Source organism: Saccharothrix variisporea, assembly GCF_003634995.1.
Lineage (GTDB): Bacteria > Actinomycetota > Actinomycetes > Mycobacteriales > Pseudonocardiaceae > Actinosynnema > Actinosynnema variisporeum.
The window spans coordinates 103,062-117,493 of record NZ_RBXR01000001.1 but is presented as its reverse complement, the minus strand read 5'-3'; the positions used below and the strand labels follow the sequence as shown (position 1 = coordinate 117,493).

Sequence of the window (14,432 nt, the reverse complement as noted above, 5' to 3'; positions counted from 1 at the left end):
AATGGCCTAACGCGGGTCCAATGCGGACTCGACCACGGCGACGAAGTCCTCGGCCGTCACCACCCGGGTCAGCCCCGACCCGGCGATCGCCACCGCCCGGTGGTCGGACGAGACACCACCGGCCGCCGCGGCGATCGCGTCCGCGGTGCGGCCGGTGTCGGCCAGCACCACGACGGGCCGGCCGTGCTCGATGCTGTGCGCCGCGTCGGTGTAGGTGATGTCGCCGCCGTTGACCAGCAACGTCACCGAGGGCGACCCGTCCGCGAGCACGGACACCGCCTTCGCCAGCCACGGCGACTCGTCGCCCCACGCCTCCCCCGGCACGAACACGTGCACGTGGTGCGGTTCCAGCGCCGTGTCGCCCAACGCGCCCTCGGCCACCACGCCGACGAGCGGCAGGCCGTCGGCGAGGTCGCCGATCACGCGCATGACCCCGACGTCGGTGCCGCCGTCCACCACGGCCGCGCCCCGGGCCGCCAGCGCCGGCAGCAGCTCGCGCAGCAGGTCCCGGACGCGTTCGGACTCGGCGGGGCTCATCCCGCCCGCCCCGCCCACCAGCGCCAGCACCGGCCGTCCCCGGCGCACGCCCAGCCGGTCCAGCGCGGCGGCGAGCTCGGCGACGTCGTCCACGCGCGCGATCCGGTCGTCGGTGTCCACGACACCAATATGGCCCACGACCGGCGGCCGTGGGTCGTAACGGGGCCGGTGCGGGCGGCGAGGTACAACAGGAGGCGGACGCACCACGAGGCAGGTGCCACCATGACCGACTTCACCCTCCGGGGCAGGCCCGTAGTCGACCAGGCCGACGACGACTTCGCGGAGCTGTACGGCGACGACGTCGGGTACGCGGTGCGCGGGGAGGTCCAGGTCGCCGGCACCGGCCGCGGTGACACCGAGAGCGTCACGCTGTCCGGTGAGGACGACGACGTGGTCGAGGTCGAGGACACCGACGGCGTGGTGCACTTCTACCGCGCCGCGACCCTGGTATCCCGGGCCGAGGCCGGTCGCCGCGGGGACGTCACCGCCTTCCTCGACGAGCGCACCCGTGACGGCGGGTCGCGGCTGGCCGCCGTGCGGCGGGTGAAGACCAAGCTGCCCGAGGACGTGCGGCTGGCGGTGCGCGAGCTCGACGCGGCGACGGGACCCGTGCTGTCCCGGTCGGGCGTGCTGGACTCGGCGCAGGGCGTGATCGCCGGGCGGGTCGCGGAGGTGGCGCTGGACGCCGCCGCCAAGGCCGCGGTGCGCAAGCTGGTCGACTTCATCGACGCGCCGACGCGGGCCGACGCGCCCGAGGACGTGTGGCGGCGCAAGCCGAAACCCCGTGGCGTCTACTCGGTCGGCGTCGACCTCCACCTCGCGCCGGGCGACCTCCTCACGGCACCGCCGGCGTCGGGCAGCGATCCGTACCTGGTGCTGGTGCACGGCACGTTCTCGCACACCGAGGCGGCGTTCGGGAAGCTGCGCGGCACCCCGGAGTGGGCGCGTATCGTCGAGCGCTACCAGGGCCGGGTGCTCGCGCTCGAACACGCCACCCTCGGCCTGACCCCCGCCCAGAACGCGCTGCTGGCCGTCCCGCACCTGCCCGACGCGCCCCTGCACCTGGTCACCCACTCGCGCGGCGGGCTGGTCGGTGAAGTGCTCAGCTACGCCGCCACGCACGAGCCCGTGCTGGCCGCCTACGAAGGCGTGGACCACCCCGACGTGGACGCGTTGCCGAGGCTGCGCCGGGCGCTGGAAGGCCGTCAGGTCCGGGTGCAGCGCTTCGCCCGCGTCGCCTGCCCGGCGATGGGCACGACCCTCGCGTCCGGGCGCATCGACAAGTGGGCGTCGTTCCTGTTCAACGTCTTCCACCTGGTGCCGGTGCTGCGCGAGACCGGGATCGCCGCGTTGATCAAGAAGTTCCTGCTGACCGTGCTGGAACAGCGCATCGACCCCCGGGTGATGCCGGGGATGGAAGCGCAGATGCCCGAGTCGCCGTTCCTGCGGACCCTGCTGGCCGCGCCGCCGCTGGACGACGGGCTCGGCGCGATCGCCGGTGACGCGCAGGGCCGCGGACTGCTGAGCAAGCTGCTGGTCCGGGGCGCGGACCTGTTCTACGGCGAGGACCACGACCTGGTCGTGCCCACGTCGTCCATGTCGGGCGGGGCCGCGCGGGTGCGGTCGCGGTGCACGTCGTTCCAGGGGGCTCGGGTCAACCACGGCAGCTACTTCGCCAACGAGGACAGCCGGCAGGCGCTGGAGACCTGGCTCGCCGGCGACGACGCGGCGGCCTTCGAGACGCCACCGCCGCCCCATTGGCCGGTGCGCCGCGGCGAGGACAGGGTGTCCGGCGAGGTGCTCGTCGTGCCCGACCTGCTCGGCTCGACGCTGGTGCACGGCGGCACCCCGCTGTGGCCGGACCCGGCGCGGCTGGTCGCGCACGGGCCGGGCAAGGTCCTCGGCGGCCGGGACGGCGAGCCGGGCGGGCTCGTGCCGAACTACGCGCTGCTGACCTCCGCGCTGGCGAGCCGGTACGCGGTGGCGGAGTGGCCGTTCGACCCCCGCCGCGACCTGGACGACCTGGCCGGGGAGCTGGCGGTTCGGCTGGACACCGGCAGCCCGGTGCACGTCGTCGCGCACGGCGCGGGCGCGCTGGTGCTGCTCGCCGCCCTGCGCTCGGTGGGCGACCGCTGGCACGCGGCGGGCGGCCGTGCCGTCCTGCTCGGCCCGCCGTTGCAGGGCAGCTGGCTGGTGCGGGCGCGGCTGGCCGGCAAGGACGAGTTCACCGCCGCCGTGGCGCTGCTGGACCACCGCGCGGACGCCGCCACCGTCGGGTCGTGGTTCGAGACGTGGCCGCTGCTGCGGGCGCTCGACCCGGACGCGGCCGACGCGCGTGCCGCCTTGACGCCCGGGAGTTGGACCGGGATCACGGCGGTCTACGGCAGCGCCGAGCGGACGGTGTGCGGCTCGCGGGACGACGTGTTCCGCGTGTCCGCGGACGGCGACGGGTTCACCTGCCGTCCCGGCGGCGCGGCACCCGGCCCGGTCACGTGGTACGCGCTGGTGCCGCACGCCGACCTGCCGGCCGACCCCGACACCGCCGCCGCCGTGCTGGACCTGCTGGCCGGCCGCACGCCCGGTCGGTTGCTGCGCTCGCCGACCGCGCGGTCCGGTGTGGACGGCGAGCTGGCCGACGCCCGCGGCCTGCTGGTGCTGCCCACGGCCGACCACCTCGTGCGCACCGCGTGGGGCGGCGGGCGGCGCTCGACGGCCCGCCGCAAGGCGCTGCGGGTCGGCGTCGTGCACGGCGACCTGCGCTGGGCCGGCGGCGCGGTCCTGGTCGGGCACCAGGACGGCACGCCGATCAGCGGCGCGGAACAGGCGCTGGACGCGTGCCTGGGCGGTGCGCTCGAACGCCGGGTGGCCTTCCGGCAGTACCCCGGGCGGCTGGGCACGTGCGAGGTGTTCGGCGCGGTCGACGGGCCGTGCGGCGTGGTGATCGGCCTGGGCGACGCGGGCGACCTCACGCCCGGCGCGCTCATCGCGGGCGTCACCGGCGGCGCGCTCAAGCTCGCCGCGCGGCACGAGGACCGGGCGCCGCGCGGCGCGACCGAGGTGCCGGTGTCGGTGTCGGCGGTGCTCATCGGGACCGCGCTGGTGCCGCCGATGCCGGTCGACAACGCGGTCACCGCGATCATCGCCGGCGTCCGGCAGGCCAACCGGCGGCTGGAGGACCTGCGGTCGCCGGTGCGCTTCGACGAGCTGAAGATCGTGGAGCTGTACGAGGAACGCGCGATCCAGGCCACGAAGGCGGCGGTGCGGCTCGCGCAGACCCTCGACTCCGACAGCGGCGAGGTGGTCGTGGAACGGCGGCTGCTCGACGGCGTCGACGGCAAGCCCGGCGCGCCCGCGCCCTACCGCGAGGGCGTGTGGCGGACGGTCCGCATCGTCGCCGAGGGTTCGGACCGGGGCGACCGGCTGGGCGCGTTGTCGTTCACCAGCATCGGCCGGTCCGCGCGCGCCGAGCAGCGGGTGAACTCCGCGCAGCGCAAGCTGCTGGACGCGCTGGTCGCCGAGGCCATCGCCGACCACCAGCCGGACGAGCAGCTCTACAACACCCTCTACGAACTGCTCGTGCCCAACGCGTTGAAGGGGCAGGGCTACGGGAGCGAGAACCTGCTGCTGGTGGTGGACGAGCAGGCGGGCTCGCTGCCGCTGGAGATGCTGGCCAGCCGCACGCACGACCAGGACGTGGAACCGCTGGCCGTGGAGGTCGGCGTGATCCGCCGGTTGGAGACGCGGTCGTTCGCCGAGGCCACCCGGCCGTCCTCCGGGCACGCCGCGCTGGTCATCGGCGACCCGGCGGGGACGGGGCTGCCCCGCCTGCCCGCCGCACGCGAGGAGGCGCGGCGGGTGGAGAAGCTGTTGAAGAGCCGCGGGTACGACGTCACGGCGATCATCGCGCGCGACGACGACCGCGAGGACGTCGTGCCGATCCTCAACGCCTTGTTCCGGCAGGAGTACCGGATCGTGCACATCGCCGGGCACGGCCGGTACGACCCGACCGACCCGTCCCGCAGCGGGGTGGTCATCGGCCCGGACATCCACCTGGGCGCGCTGGAGATCGCGAAGATGCGCACCACCCCGGACGTGGTGTTCCTCAACTGCTGCCACCTCGGCGCGATGCGGCGGCAACCCGCCGACGAACAGCGCGCGGACCTGCTGGCCTCCAGCATCTCGCGGCAGCTGGTGGAGAACGGGGTGCGCGCGGTCGTCGCGGCGGGGTGGGCGGTGGACGACGAGGCGGCGCACGAGTTCGCCACGACGTTCTACAGTGGACTGCTGAGCGGCAGCGACCTCGGAGCCGCCGCCCTCACCGCGCGGCGGGTCGTGCACGACCGGCACCGCGCCACGAACACCTGGGGCGCGTACCAGGTCTACGGGCCGCCCGCGTTCCGCCTCGACCCCGCCGGCGACGGCGTGCACCACCGCGAGGAACTGGTGGCGCGCCGGGAGTTCCGCGACGCGCTGGCCGACCTGCGGCACCGGGCCGGCGACGCGCCCGACACGGTCGTGGGGGCGATCGCCGCCGAGTTGCGGGAGCTGGTCGCCGACGTGCCCGCGGAGTGGCTGGGCGGCGGGGAGAACGCGGCGATCGGTGACGTGTGGGCGTCACTGGCGCTCTACGAGCAGGCCGTGGCGTGCTACGAGGCCGCTCAGCTGGACTGGGCGGACTCGGGGTCGGTGCGGTCGGTGGAGCAGCTGGTGAACGTGCGGGCGAAGTGGGCGGTCGAGCTGACCAGGACGCCGAACCCGGAGCTGCCGTCACCGGACGCGCTGCTGGGCGACGCGGAGAAGTCCGCCGGGCTGCTGTTGAAGATGCGCGAGACGCCGGAGCGGTGGGCGCTGCTGGGCGGTGTGGCGCGGCGGCGTGCGCAGTGCGTGGCGCGGGGGAAGCGGAAGGCGCTGACCAACGCCCTGGTGGAGGCCCGTGAGCACTACCGCAAGGCCGTCGCCCTGCACCGCGAGCGGTACGGGACGGTGTACTACTACCCGGCGCTCAACGTGGTCGTGCTCGGCTGGCTGGCCCACCAGCGCGACCCCGAGCAGCCGTTCGACCGGGCCGAGGCGGAGAAGCTGGTCGAGGAGTCCCGACAGGCGGCGGAGTCCGTGCGCCGCCCCGACTTCTGGTCCCGCGTCACGCCCGCCGACGCGGACTTCGCCCAGGCGCTGGTGGACGGCGCGCTGGACGTCGACCGGATCGCCGCCGCCTACTCCGCCGCGTTCGCACAGTCGAGCCGACGGGACCGGGCATCGGTGCTCGACCACGTGGAACTCGTGGCGCACGCCCTGCCGACGTCCACGGACGCGCTGGGGGCTGCGGTGTCGGACCTGCGGACGAAGCTGGCGGAGTGGACACCCGAGTGAGCTCCACTCCGCCCGCGGTCGTCAGTGGTGGTACGCGTGCACGACCGCGTGGCCCGCGCCGCGGCCCATCAGCCACTTGTTCACCGGCACGGTCAGCACGAACGCCACCGCCAGCGAGAACGCCAGCGCACCCCAGAACAGGGCGCTGGACAGGCCCGCCTCCATCGCGCCGGGCACCACGACCATCACCGTGTTGTCGATGATCTCCATCACGATGATCGACACGGTGTCGGCGGCGAGCGCGACCTTGAGGGCCTGCTGGAACCCGACGCCGGCCTTGAGCACACCGCGCATGGTCAGCGCGTAGCCGAAGACGAACGCCAGTGCCACGGCCAGCACGATCGTGCCCAGGTTGCCGAAGCCGAGGGCGGTGCCGATGATCATGCCGAGCACCTCGCCGATGGCGCAGCCGGTGAGGCAGTGCAGCGTCGCAGAGGCGGCCATGCCCCAGGACGCACCGCCCGCGTGACCGTGGTGCTCGTGGGCCGAGTGCTCCTGGTGGCCGGCGTGGTGTTCGTGGTGCTCGTGCCCCTCGTGACCTGCGCCGTGTGCGTGGTCGTGGTGCTCGTGCTGCATCTCAACTCCCCATTGTTCAATACCCCTAGGGGGTACGCGGGAGGGAGGTTAACACGCCGTTCACGAGGAATACTCGCTTTGTGCGGTCAACCACACCACTCGTGATCAAGGTTACTATGCGTGGTAGTAGCCGCCCCGGACCAGGTCGGCCCGGGGCGGCGCACATCGGGCGTTCAGGCGCGCGCGACGGCGTAACCCGCACCCTCGACGGCGGCGGTGATCGCCGACTCGTCCACCGGGCCGGTCACGCTGAGCCTGCCACCCGCGAGGTCCACCCGCACGTCCTGGACCCCCGCCACGGCCTGCACGGCGCCGGTGACCTTGGACGCGCACCCGCCGCAGGTCATGCCCTGGACGACGAAGTCGAGGCCGGTCTCGTTGGTGTTCGACATGAGCTGTCCGTTCCTTTCGGTTCGATATACCCGGTGGGGGTATGCGGAGATTAGCATACCCCCATGCCGTATTGCGCGCGGGTGACTAGACCCGCACGGGGGTCGGGTCTTCGTCCTTCGTCCGGCTGCCGCGCAAGGTGATCGCCGCCAGCCCCGCACCGCCGAGCGCGACCACCGCCGCCGCGACGAACGCCGCCGAGTAGCCCTCGGTCAGCGCGACGGCGTCACCGAGCCGGTCGCCGCCCCGGGAGGTGGCGATGGCGGTCATGGCGGCCAGGCCGAGGGCCGATCCGACCTGGTAGGTGGTGTTGACGATGCCCGAGGCGAGTCCGCCTTGCTCCGGGGCGACCCCGCCGATGGCGCTCATGGTGGCCGGGATGAACACCAGCGCCATGCCGATGGCCGAGACCAGCGACCCGGGCAGGACGTCCGCGGCGAAGCTGCCGTCGGGGTTCGCGGTGGCCAGCAGGCCCAGGCCCGCGGCGAGCACGGCCAGGCCGGTGACGATGAGCCGCTTGGTGCCGAAGCGGCCGATCAGGCGACCGGTGACGGTCGTCATCAGGACCATCATCAGCGCGGTCATCGGCAGCAGCGCCGCACCACTGGCGAACGCGCCGAACCCGAGCACCTGCTGGACGTAGAGGTTGAGGAAGTACCACATCGGGATCCACGCCGCGCCCAGCAGCAGCATCGCGAGGTTGGCGGCGGCCAGGTCCGGGGTGCGCCACACCTTCAACGGCATCAACGGGTTGCGCACCGCGCGCTGGAGCAGGGCGAAGGCGACCAGCAGCACCGCCGCGCCGGCGAGCTGGAGGAGGGTCGCCGTCGAGGTCCAGCCGCGTTCGGGGGCCTGGACGATCGCGTACACGGCCAGCGCGAGGCCGCCGGTCACCGCGATCGCGCCGCCGACGTCCAGACCGCCGGGACGGCCGGGGACGGCGGGCAGCAGCTTCGGGGTCAGGGCGAGGGTGAGCAGGCCGATCGGGACGTAGAGGACGAACACCCACGGCCAGGTCAGCCACTCGGTGATCACCCCGCCCAGGAACACCCCGGCCGTGCCGCCGGCGGGCGCGGCGGCACCGTAGAACGCCAGCGCCTTGGGCAGTTCCTTGGGCTGTCCCGCGAACAACACCATCAGCAACGTCATCGCCGCCGGTGCGAGCAGTGCCGCGCCGACACCCTGGACGGCGCGTCCGACGACCTCGGTGCCGGCGTCACCGGCCGCGGCGGCGATCACCGATCCGAGCGTGAGGACGCCCCAGCCCGCCGCGAAGACCCTGCGGGCGCCCCACAGATCCGACAGCCGGCCGCCGAGCAGGAGCAGGCCTCCCAGCGCGACGGCGTAGGCGTTGAACACCCATTGCAGGCCACTGGGCGTGAAGCCGAGCTGGGCCTGCATGTCCGGCAGGGCCACGGCGATGATCGAGGTGTCCATGATGACCATGAACTGGGCCGCGGCGAGCACACCGAGTGCCCACCAGCGGCGCGGGTCGGGAGTCATGACCGTTCCTTTCTCTCGTTTATACCCCTAGGGGGTATCTGCGGAGCAGGACGGTAACATACCCCATGGGGGTACGCCAGCCCCGGCCTTTCGACGACGCGGGCCGGTGGTGGTCGCCGTGGTCGCAGGCGCACACTGGGCGGGTGCTGCGGGCACCGGTGGTGATCGGCGGCATCCCGATCCCGGACGACCACCCGGTCTTCCTCGCGGTCCTGGCGGTGCACGTGGCCGCCGGGCTCACCGCCGTGCTCGCGGGCGGTGTGGCGGCGGCGCTGCGCAAGCGACCCGGATGGCACCCGCGCGCCGGCCGGGTCTTCTTGTGGGCCGTGGCGGTGGTGTTCGGGTCGTTGGTGGTGTTGTCGGTGCTGCGGTGGCCGCACAACACCCACCTGCTGGCCATCGGCACGGTCACGTTCACGCTGGCAGTGGCCGGTTTCGTCGCTCGTCGCCGGGGGGCACTGCGCGTGCACGCGGTGTGCATGGCGGGTGCCTACACAGGACTGCTGACCGGTTTCTACGTCGACAACGGCGAAAACTTGCCGCTGTGGCGCGATCTTCCGCACATCACCTACTGGCTGTTGCCCACTGCGGTCGGCGTGCCGCTGCTGGTTCTCGCGCTGCGCCGCAACTTCGGGACACCTTGACCCGCCCACCATCAGTCAAGCACCATTGAGTCAATGACTGCTGACTGGAATCCCGACCTGGTCGCCCGGTCCCGCGTCCACGCGGCACTGGGCGAGCCGGCGAGGCTGGCCGTGGTCGAGCACCTGCTGCTGGGTGACGCGTCCCCCGGCGAGCTCGGCCGCGCCCTCAGGCTGCCCAGCAACCTGCTCGCCCACCACGTGAAGCTGCTGGAGCAGGCCGGGGTCGTGGCGAAGTTCCGCTCCGAGGGCGACCACCGCCGCACCTACCTGCGCCTGCGCGCCCCCGCCCTGGCCGGTCTCACCCCCACCGGCTGGCGGGAGGCCTCCCGGGTGGTGTTCGTGTGCAGCCGCAACTCCGCGCGTTCCCAACTCGCCGCCGCCCTGTGGAAGCGCCGCAGCCGCGTGCCGGTCGCCAGCGCCGGCACCCGCCCCGCCGACCGCGTCCACCCGCTCGCGGTCGAGACGGCCCGTGCGCACGGCCTGTCCCTGACCCGTGCCCGCACCCGGCGGCTGGACGACGTCCTGCGCCCCGACGACCTGGTGGTCGCCGTGTGCGACAACGCCCACGAGGAACTGCCCGGCGACCCGACCGCTCGCCTGCACTGGTCGGTCCCCGACCCGGCCGCGGTCGCCACCCGCGAGGCGTTCGACCACGCCTACCTCGACCTGGCCGACCGCGTCGACCGCCTCGTCCCCGCCATGCGCACACCCGTGGAGCCCTGATGCGTCCCCTGCCCCACCGGCTCCTGGCCGAGTACCTCGGCAGCCTCCTGCTCGCCGCGCTCGTCATCGGCTCGGGCATCGCCGCGCAGACCCTGTCGCCGCAGGACACGGGCCTGCAACTGCTGGAGAACGCCGCCGCCACCGCCGCAGGCCTCTACGCGATCATCCTGGTCTTCGGCCCGGTCAGCGGCGGCCACTTCAACCCGGCCGTGTCGCTGGCGGACGCCGCGTTCGGCGGCCTGCCGTGGCGTGAGGTCCCCGCCTACGCGCTGGCCCAGACCGTGGGCTGCACCAGCGGCGCGATCGTCGCGAACACCCTGTTCGACCTGGCCCCGATCAGCATCGCCACCACCGACCGCGCCACCGTTCCCCACGCCCTGTCCGAGGTCGTGGCCACGGTCGGCCTGCTGCTGGTGATCTTCTCCCTGACCCGCACCGGCCGCGCCGCCCTGGCCCCGGCCGCGGTCGGCGCGTACATCGGCGCGGCGTACTTCTTCACCAGCTCCACCAGCTTCGCCAACCCGGCCATCACGGTCGGCCGCGCGTTCAGCGACACCTTCGCCGGCATCGCCCCCGCGTCCGTCCCCGCCTACGTCGTGACCCAAACGATCGCCGTCCCCGCCGCAATCCTCCTGCTCCGCCTACTCCACCCCACTCCCGCCCCCACTCCCGCTCCCACCCCCGCTCCCGCTCCCGCTCCCGCTCCCGAAGGGCACCTCCGTTGACCACCAAGCCCGAAGTCCTCTTCGTCTGCGTCCACAACGCCGGCCGCTCCCAGATGGCCGCCGCCCTGCTCCAGCACTACGCCCTGGGCCGCGTCAAGGTCCGCTCCGCCGGCTCGGCCCCGGCCGACAAGGTCAACCCGGCCGCCGCCGAGGCCCTGGCCGAACTGGGCCTGGACATCACCGCAGAGGTCCCGTCCAAGCTCACCACCGAGGACGTCGAGGCCTCGGACGTGGTCATCACCATGGGCTGCGGCGACACGTGCCCGGTCTTCCCCGGAAAGCGCTACCTCGACTGGGACCTGGAAGACCCGGCCGGCCAGGGCCTCGACGCCGTCCGCCCGATCCGCGACGACATCGACCGCCGCGTGCGCACCCTGCTCTCCGAACTCCTCGACCCCCAGACCTGACACCGCGACCGCGGGTACGGTCGAACGCATGAACGTCTTGGCGGCCATAGCCACGTTGTCGAGCATCCCCCTGTGCGTGGCCGCCTTCGCGTGGTACGCCAAACGCGCCCGCCGCACCGGCACGGGCCAGTCCCTGATGACCCCGTTCGAAGAGATCTGGGACCCGATCGCCCACCGGACCACCATCGAGATCCAGGTCGAGTCCCAACGCTCCCCCGAAACCCCCTCCCCCGGCGACCCACCCGCACCGCGGTAATGCGGCCCGGAAAATCGGTTGCCCCGCCGAGCAGGGGTTGAGCAAGATCCTGCCCATGGGCCTGTGACCAGTGGCAATCGTGCGGGATGACGACAGGATCGTCGTCCCGCCGCACCGTGTGGAGCTCGTGCCGACCTACGGCGGCGGGCTTCCTTCTTGCGATGCCGGTTGACGGCGTCGTGTCGGCCGGCGTGCCTGTCTGTGTTGCGCGCGGCTGTGTGCCACTGGATTCGTGAAGGGCCTTGTGCCCTGTGCAGACCCCCAGGAACTTGTTGATGAATAGCAGTGTGCTCGTCGGTGGCGAGCGGCCGGAGGTTGATCGGAAGGCGTTGTGGGTGGTCCGGGAGTTGGGGCTGCCGGTCGTCGTTCGGGCGTGTGTGTCGTGTCGGGGTGGTCGTCATCGTGCGACCGGGAAGGTTCGGGTCAACGCCAGCGGCAAGTTGCTCGACGTCTGGTTGTTGATCGGGTGTGAGCAGTGCGGGCGGACGTCGAAGGTGCCCGTGCACGAGCGCACGCATGTGGGTGCCTTGGACCACGATCTCTTGGTGCGGTACCAGGACAACGATCCCGGGATCGTGCGGCAGCTGGTGATGGACGCCGGGCTGGCCGGTCGGGCGAAGTACCGGCTCGACTGGAGCGGCACGTGGGAGTTGAGCACCGACCTGCCGTTCCACGAGTTCGACCCCGAGCGCCCGTTGCCGCTGGAGGTCGTCGTGCGGTTCGAGTTGCCGGTGCCGGTTCGGGTGCGGAAGCTGCTCACGGCCGGGTTCGGGGTGGGTCGCGCGGTGGTTCAGGGCCTGGTCGACGCCGGGCGCGTCCTGCTGCCGGTGCCGCTGGACGGGAAGGTGCGCGAGGACTTCACCTTCTTCGTGGTCGACGCGGAGCCGGAGGTGCGACCGTGCGGATGACGTGGGCGATCGTCCGGGGGACGTCGGCGGCGGCGCGGATGGCCGCCGCGCGGGCGGAGGTCCTGAGGTGGGCCGGGCGGACCGGGCGGTGGCGTGGGTCGGATCCGCGGCCGTGGCCGCGGTCCCGCTCCTGACGACCTGACAGCGCAGTGCGGTCCGCGGTCGTGAAAGGCCGCGGACCGCTGACACGCGTGTGGAGCACACAACGAACCCCAACAGACCCTGATCAGGCGGGTCGGGGCCGGTACGATCTTGCGAATGCGACCGCTGGCACCGGGTGTCTTCCAACTGCTGGGACGTCCGCCCCACATGATCAACGCCTACCTGGTCGAGGACGTGCTGGTGGACGCCGGCACACCCGCCGCGCGCCGCCGGATCTCGCGCCAGCTGCGCGGTCAGCGGCTCAGCGCGCACGTCGTCACGCACGCCCACCCCGACCACTTCGGGTCCAGCCACGCCGTGTGCGACGAGTTCGACCTGCCGCTGTGGGCGGGGCAGCGCGACATCCAGGCGATCGAGACCGCGACCCCGGCCACCGCGCCCGGCCGGTTGCCCAAGCTGCTGTCGCACATGAAGATGCCCGACCCCCACCCCGTCACCAAGGGGCTCAAGGAGGGCGACGAGGTCGCCGGGTTCACCGTGCTGGACGTGCCCGGCCACTCGCCCGGCCACATCGCCCTGTGGCGCGACCACGACGGCGTGCTGATCTGCGGTGACGTGTTCTTCCGGCTGCTGGGCGTCTCCGGGCCGCCGGACTTCCTGACCTGGGACCGCGAGCAGAACCGCGAGTCCATGCGCCGGCTCGCCGACCTGCGGCCCAAGCTCGTCCTGTTCGGGCACGGCAGACCGCTGCGCGACCCCGACCGGCTGCGCCGCCTGGTCGGATGACCCGCGCGGACCACACCCTCGAACGGGACCGGGAGCTGGCGCGGATCGCCGCCGCGCTGGACAGCGCCACCCGGGGCGAGGGCCGGATCGTCGTCGTCGAGGGCACGGCGGGCATCGGCAAGACCCAGCTCGTGCGGGACTGCCGGGCGATGGCCGGACAACGGGGTTTCGGTCGCCTGCAAGCCATCGGCGACGCGTTGGAGAGCGCCATGCCGTGGGGTGTGGTGCGCCAGTTGGTGGAACGCTCGATCGCCCGCTACCAGGGTGAAGTGCGCGACGCGATCCTGGCGGGACCCGCCGGTGCGGCGCTGGCCGCGCTCGACGGGGCCGCCGCCGACCCGAGCGAGGCCGAGCTCGCGCGCACGCTGCACTCGCTGTGGTGGGTGGCGGTCGACCTGTCCGCGACCCGGCCGCTGCTGATCACCGTGGACGACGCGCACTGGGCCGACCTGCCGTCGTTGCAGTTCCTGGCCTACCTGTCCCGGCGGATCTCGGACCTGCCGATCGCGCTGGTCGTCGCGACCCGGCCGCCAGCGGAGAACTCCGGGCCGCTGGCCCAGTTGAGCGACTCGCGGCACGCCGAGCGGATGCTGCCGCGCCCGTTGACCCGCGAGGCCCTGACCGCACTGGCCGCGGCCCGCACGACACCGCCCGAGGGAGCCGGCGGTGTGCCGCCCGAACCGGACTTCTCGGGAGCAGGTGTGTCGCCGGCGCCCGAGGTGGTCGCCGCGCTGCACGACGCCAGTGGCGGGAACCCGTTCCTGGCCACGGTCCTGCTGGACGAGCTGGACACCCTCGGCCTGCCGCTCGACCAGGCCGCGACGGCGGAGAAGATCGGCGGTCTCGGCCCCAGCACGGTGTTCCGGGCGACCCTGGGCCGACTGCCCGCCGACGCCGTCCGGCTCGCCCGGGCCGCCGCCGTGCTGGGTCCCGGCGGCAACCCGTGGCTGACCGGGGCGGTGGCGGACGTGCCCGTGGCCGACCTGCCGGCGGCGGCGCAGGCGCTGGTCGCCGCGCACGTCTTCGCCGACGACGCCGAGCACTTCACGTTCCTGCACCCGGTGGTGCGCGAGGCGGTCCTGGCGGACCTGGGGCCGATGTCGCGTGCCGCGCTGCACGCCCGTGCCGCCGCCGAGCTCAGCGCGGTGCGGGCGCCGGCGGACCGGATCGCCGCGCACCTGATGCACGCGCCGCGCGGCACCCTGCCCGACGCCGTGGACGTGCTGCGGCAGGCGGCGATGGCGTTGCTGGCCGCCGGGGACGGCGCCACCGCCGCCGCCTACCTGGAGCGCGCGGTCGGGGAACGCCCGGACGACGCCGCGTTGCGCGCCGAGTGGGGCCGGGCCCTGATGCGCACCGGCAACGCCCGTGAGGCGCGGGTCCAGCTGCGGGCCGCCGCGGACGGGCTGCCCGACGCCGAACTGGTCGCCGCCGCCGCGTCGGCCACCGCGGTCGTCGACGGTCCGCAGGCCGCGATCGACGAGCTGACCCGGGCGATCGCAGGC

General features: G+C 73.5%; 12 protein-coding genes and 2 pseudogenes. 10 read left to right on the top strand and 4 right to left on the bottom strand.

Annotated elements, in window-relative coordinates; all coding sequences use genetic code 11:
- Positions 1-6: 6 nt before the first annotated feature.
- On the bottom strand, positions 7-657 hold the full coding sequence (locus tag DFJ66_RS00395) for a hypothetical protein (protein WP_121216844.1): 651 nt from the start codon (positions 655-657) through the stop codon (positions 7-9).
- A 102-nt stretch (positions 658-759) separates the two neighbouring features.
- On the opposite strand from DFJ66_RS00395, the gene DFJ66_RS00390 reads away from it, so the two are divergent.
- Positions 760-5,907: a CHAT domain-containing protein gene (locus DFJ66_RS00390; RefSeq protein WP_121216842.1), complete on the top strand. Its 5,148-nt coding sequence runs from the start codon at positions 760-762 to the stop codon at positions 5,905-5,907.
- A 21-nt stretch (positions 5,908-5,928) separates the two neighbouring features.
- On the opposite strand, the gene DFJ66_RS00385 is transcribed toward DFJ66_RS00390, so the two are convergent.
- From DFJ66_RS00385 to DFJ66_RS00375, 3 genes are all read right to left on the bottom strand, one after another.
- Positions 5,929-6,483 carry a DUF4396 domain-containing protein gene (locus tag DFJ66_RS00385; RefSeq protein WP_121216840.1) on the bottom strand — a complete coding sequence of 185 codons (555 nt, stop codon included), beginning with the start codon at positions 6,481-6,483 and terminating at the stop codon, positions 5,929-5,931.
- 173 nt (positions 6,484-6,656) lie between these two features.
- Complete coding sequence (locus DFJ66_RS00380) at positions 6,657-6,875, bottom strand: heavy-metal-associated domain-containing protein (RefSeq protein ID WP_121216838.1); 219 nt, start codon at positions 6,873-6,875, stop codon at positions 6,657-6,659.
- 85 nt (positions 6,876-6,960) lie between these two features.
- A complete protein-coding gene (locus DFJ66_RS00375; RefSeq protein ID WP_121216836.1) occupies positions 6,961-8,376 on the bottom strand; it encodes an MFS transporter in 1,416 nt (471 codons plus the stop codon).
- 143 nt (positions 8,377-8,519) lie between these two features.
- Between DFJ66_RS00375 and DFJ66_RS00370 the strand changes: the two genes are divergently transcribed.
- From DFJ66_RS00370 to DFJ66_RS45375, 9 genes and pseudogenes are all read left to right on the top strand, one after another.
- Positions 8,520-9,020 carry a DUF2306 domain-containing protein gene (locus DFJ66_RS00370; protein ID WP_121216834.1) on the top strand — a complete coding sequence of 167 codons (501 nt, stop codon included), beginning with the start codon at positions 8,520-8,522 and terminating at the stop codon, positions 9,018-9,020.
- Between the two features lie 33 nt (positions 9,021-9,053).
- Entirely contained in the window at positions 9,054-9,743 is a 690-nt protein-coding gene (locus DFJ66_RS00365; protein WP_121216832.1) for an arsenate reductase/protein-tyrosine-phosphatase family protein, read from the top strand.
- Positions 9,743-10,468, top strand: coding sequence for an aquaporin (locus DFJ66_RS00360; protein WP_121216830.1), 726 nt, complete (start codon positions 9,743-9,745; stop codon positions 10,466-10,468). The genes DFJ66_RS00365 and DFJ66_RS00360 overlap by 1 nt, the downstream gene beginning before the upstream one ends.
- Positions 10,465-10,875: an arsenate-mycothiol transferase ArsC gene (locus tag DFJ66_RS00355; protein ID WP_121216828.1), complete on the top strand. Its 411-nt coding sequence runs from the start codon at positions 10,465-10,467 to the stop codon at positions 10,873-10,875. Before DFJ66_RS00360 ends, DFJ66_RS00355 begins: the two co-directional genes overlap by 4 nt.
- A gap of 28 nt (positions 10,876-10,903) precedes the next feature.
- Entirely contained in the window at positions 10,904-11,131 is a 228-nt protein-coding gene (locus tag DFJ66_RS00350) for a hypothetical protein (protein ID WP_121216826.1), read from the top strand.
- Between the two features lie 275 nt (positions 11,132-11,406).
- Positions 11,407-12,039: a DUF1062 domain-containing protein gene (locus tag DFJ66_RS00345; protein WP_121216824.1), complete on the top strand. Its 633-nt coding sequence runs from the start codon at positions 11,407-11,409 to the stop codon at positions 12,037-12,039.
- A gap of 258 nt (positions 12,040-12,297) precedes the next feature.
- Positions 12,298-12,927, top strand: coding sequence for an MBL fold metallo-hydrolase (locus DFJ66_RS00340; RefSeq protein WP_121216822.1), 630 nt, complete (start codon positions 12,298-12,300; stop codon positions 12,925-12,927).
- Positions 12,924-13,427: pseudogene (locus DFJ66_RS45380) on the top strand (ATP-binding protein); the annotation flags it as partial. The gene DFJ66_RS00340 and the pseudogene DFJ66_RS45380, both read left to right, overlap by 4 nt.
- 87 nt (positions 13,428-13,514) lie before the next feature.
- Positions 13,515-14,351 (top strand): annotated as a pseudogene (locus DFJ66_RS45375) (tetratricopeptide repeat protein); the annotation flags it as partial.
- Positions 14,352-14,432 lie beyond the last annotated feature (81 nt).

What these genes read in the sequence shown, in the direction of transcription:
- DFJ66_RS00360 (WP_121216830.1), top strand. Translation starts at nt 9,743, where the DNA reads ATGCGTCCCCTGCCCCACCGGCTCCTGGCCGAGTACCTCGGCAGCCTC.
- DFJ66_RS00340 (WP_121216822.1), top strand. Translation starts at nt 12,298, where the DNA reads ATGCGACCGCTGGCACCGGGTGTCTTCCAACTGCTGGGACGTCCGCCC.
- DFJ66_RS00345 (WP_121216824.1), top strand. Translation starts at nt 11,407, where the DNA reads ATGAATAGCAGTGTGCTCGTCGGTGGCGAGCGGCCGGAGGTTGATCGG.
- DFJ66_RS00365 (WP_121216832.1), top strand. Translation starts at nt 9,054, where the DNA reads ATGACTGCTGACTGGAATCCCGACCTGGTCGCCCGGTCCCGCGTCCAC.
- DFJ66_RS00385 (WP_121216840.1), bottom strand. Translation starts at nt 6,483, where the DNA reads ATGCAGCACGAGCACCACGACCACGCACACGGCGCAGGTCACGAGGGG.
- DFJ66_RS00375 (WP_121216836.1), bottom strand. Translation starts at nt 8,376, where the DNA reads ATGACTCCCGACCCGCGCCGCTGGTGGGCACTCGGTGTGCTCGCCGCG.
- DFJ66_RS00380 (WP_121216838.1), bottom strand. Translation starts at nt 6,875, where the DNA reads ATGTCGAACACCAACGAGACCGGCCTCGACTTCGTCGTCCAGGGCATG.
- DFJ66_RS00390 (WP_121216842.1), top strand. Translation starts at nt 760, where the DNA reads ATGACCGACTTCACCCTCCGGGGCAGGCCCGTAGTCGACCAGGCCGAC.
- DFJ66_RS00350 (WP_121216826.1), top strand. Translation starts at nt 10,904, where the DNA reads ATGAACGTCTTGGCGGCCATAGCCACGTTGTCGAGCATCCCCCTGTGC.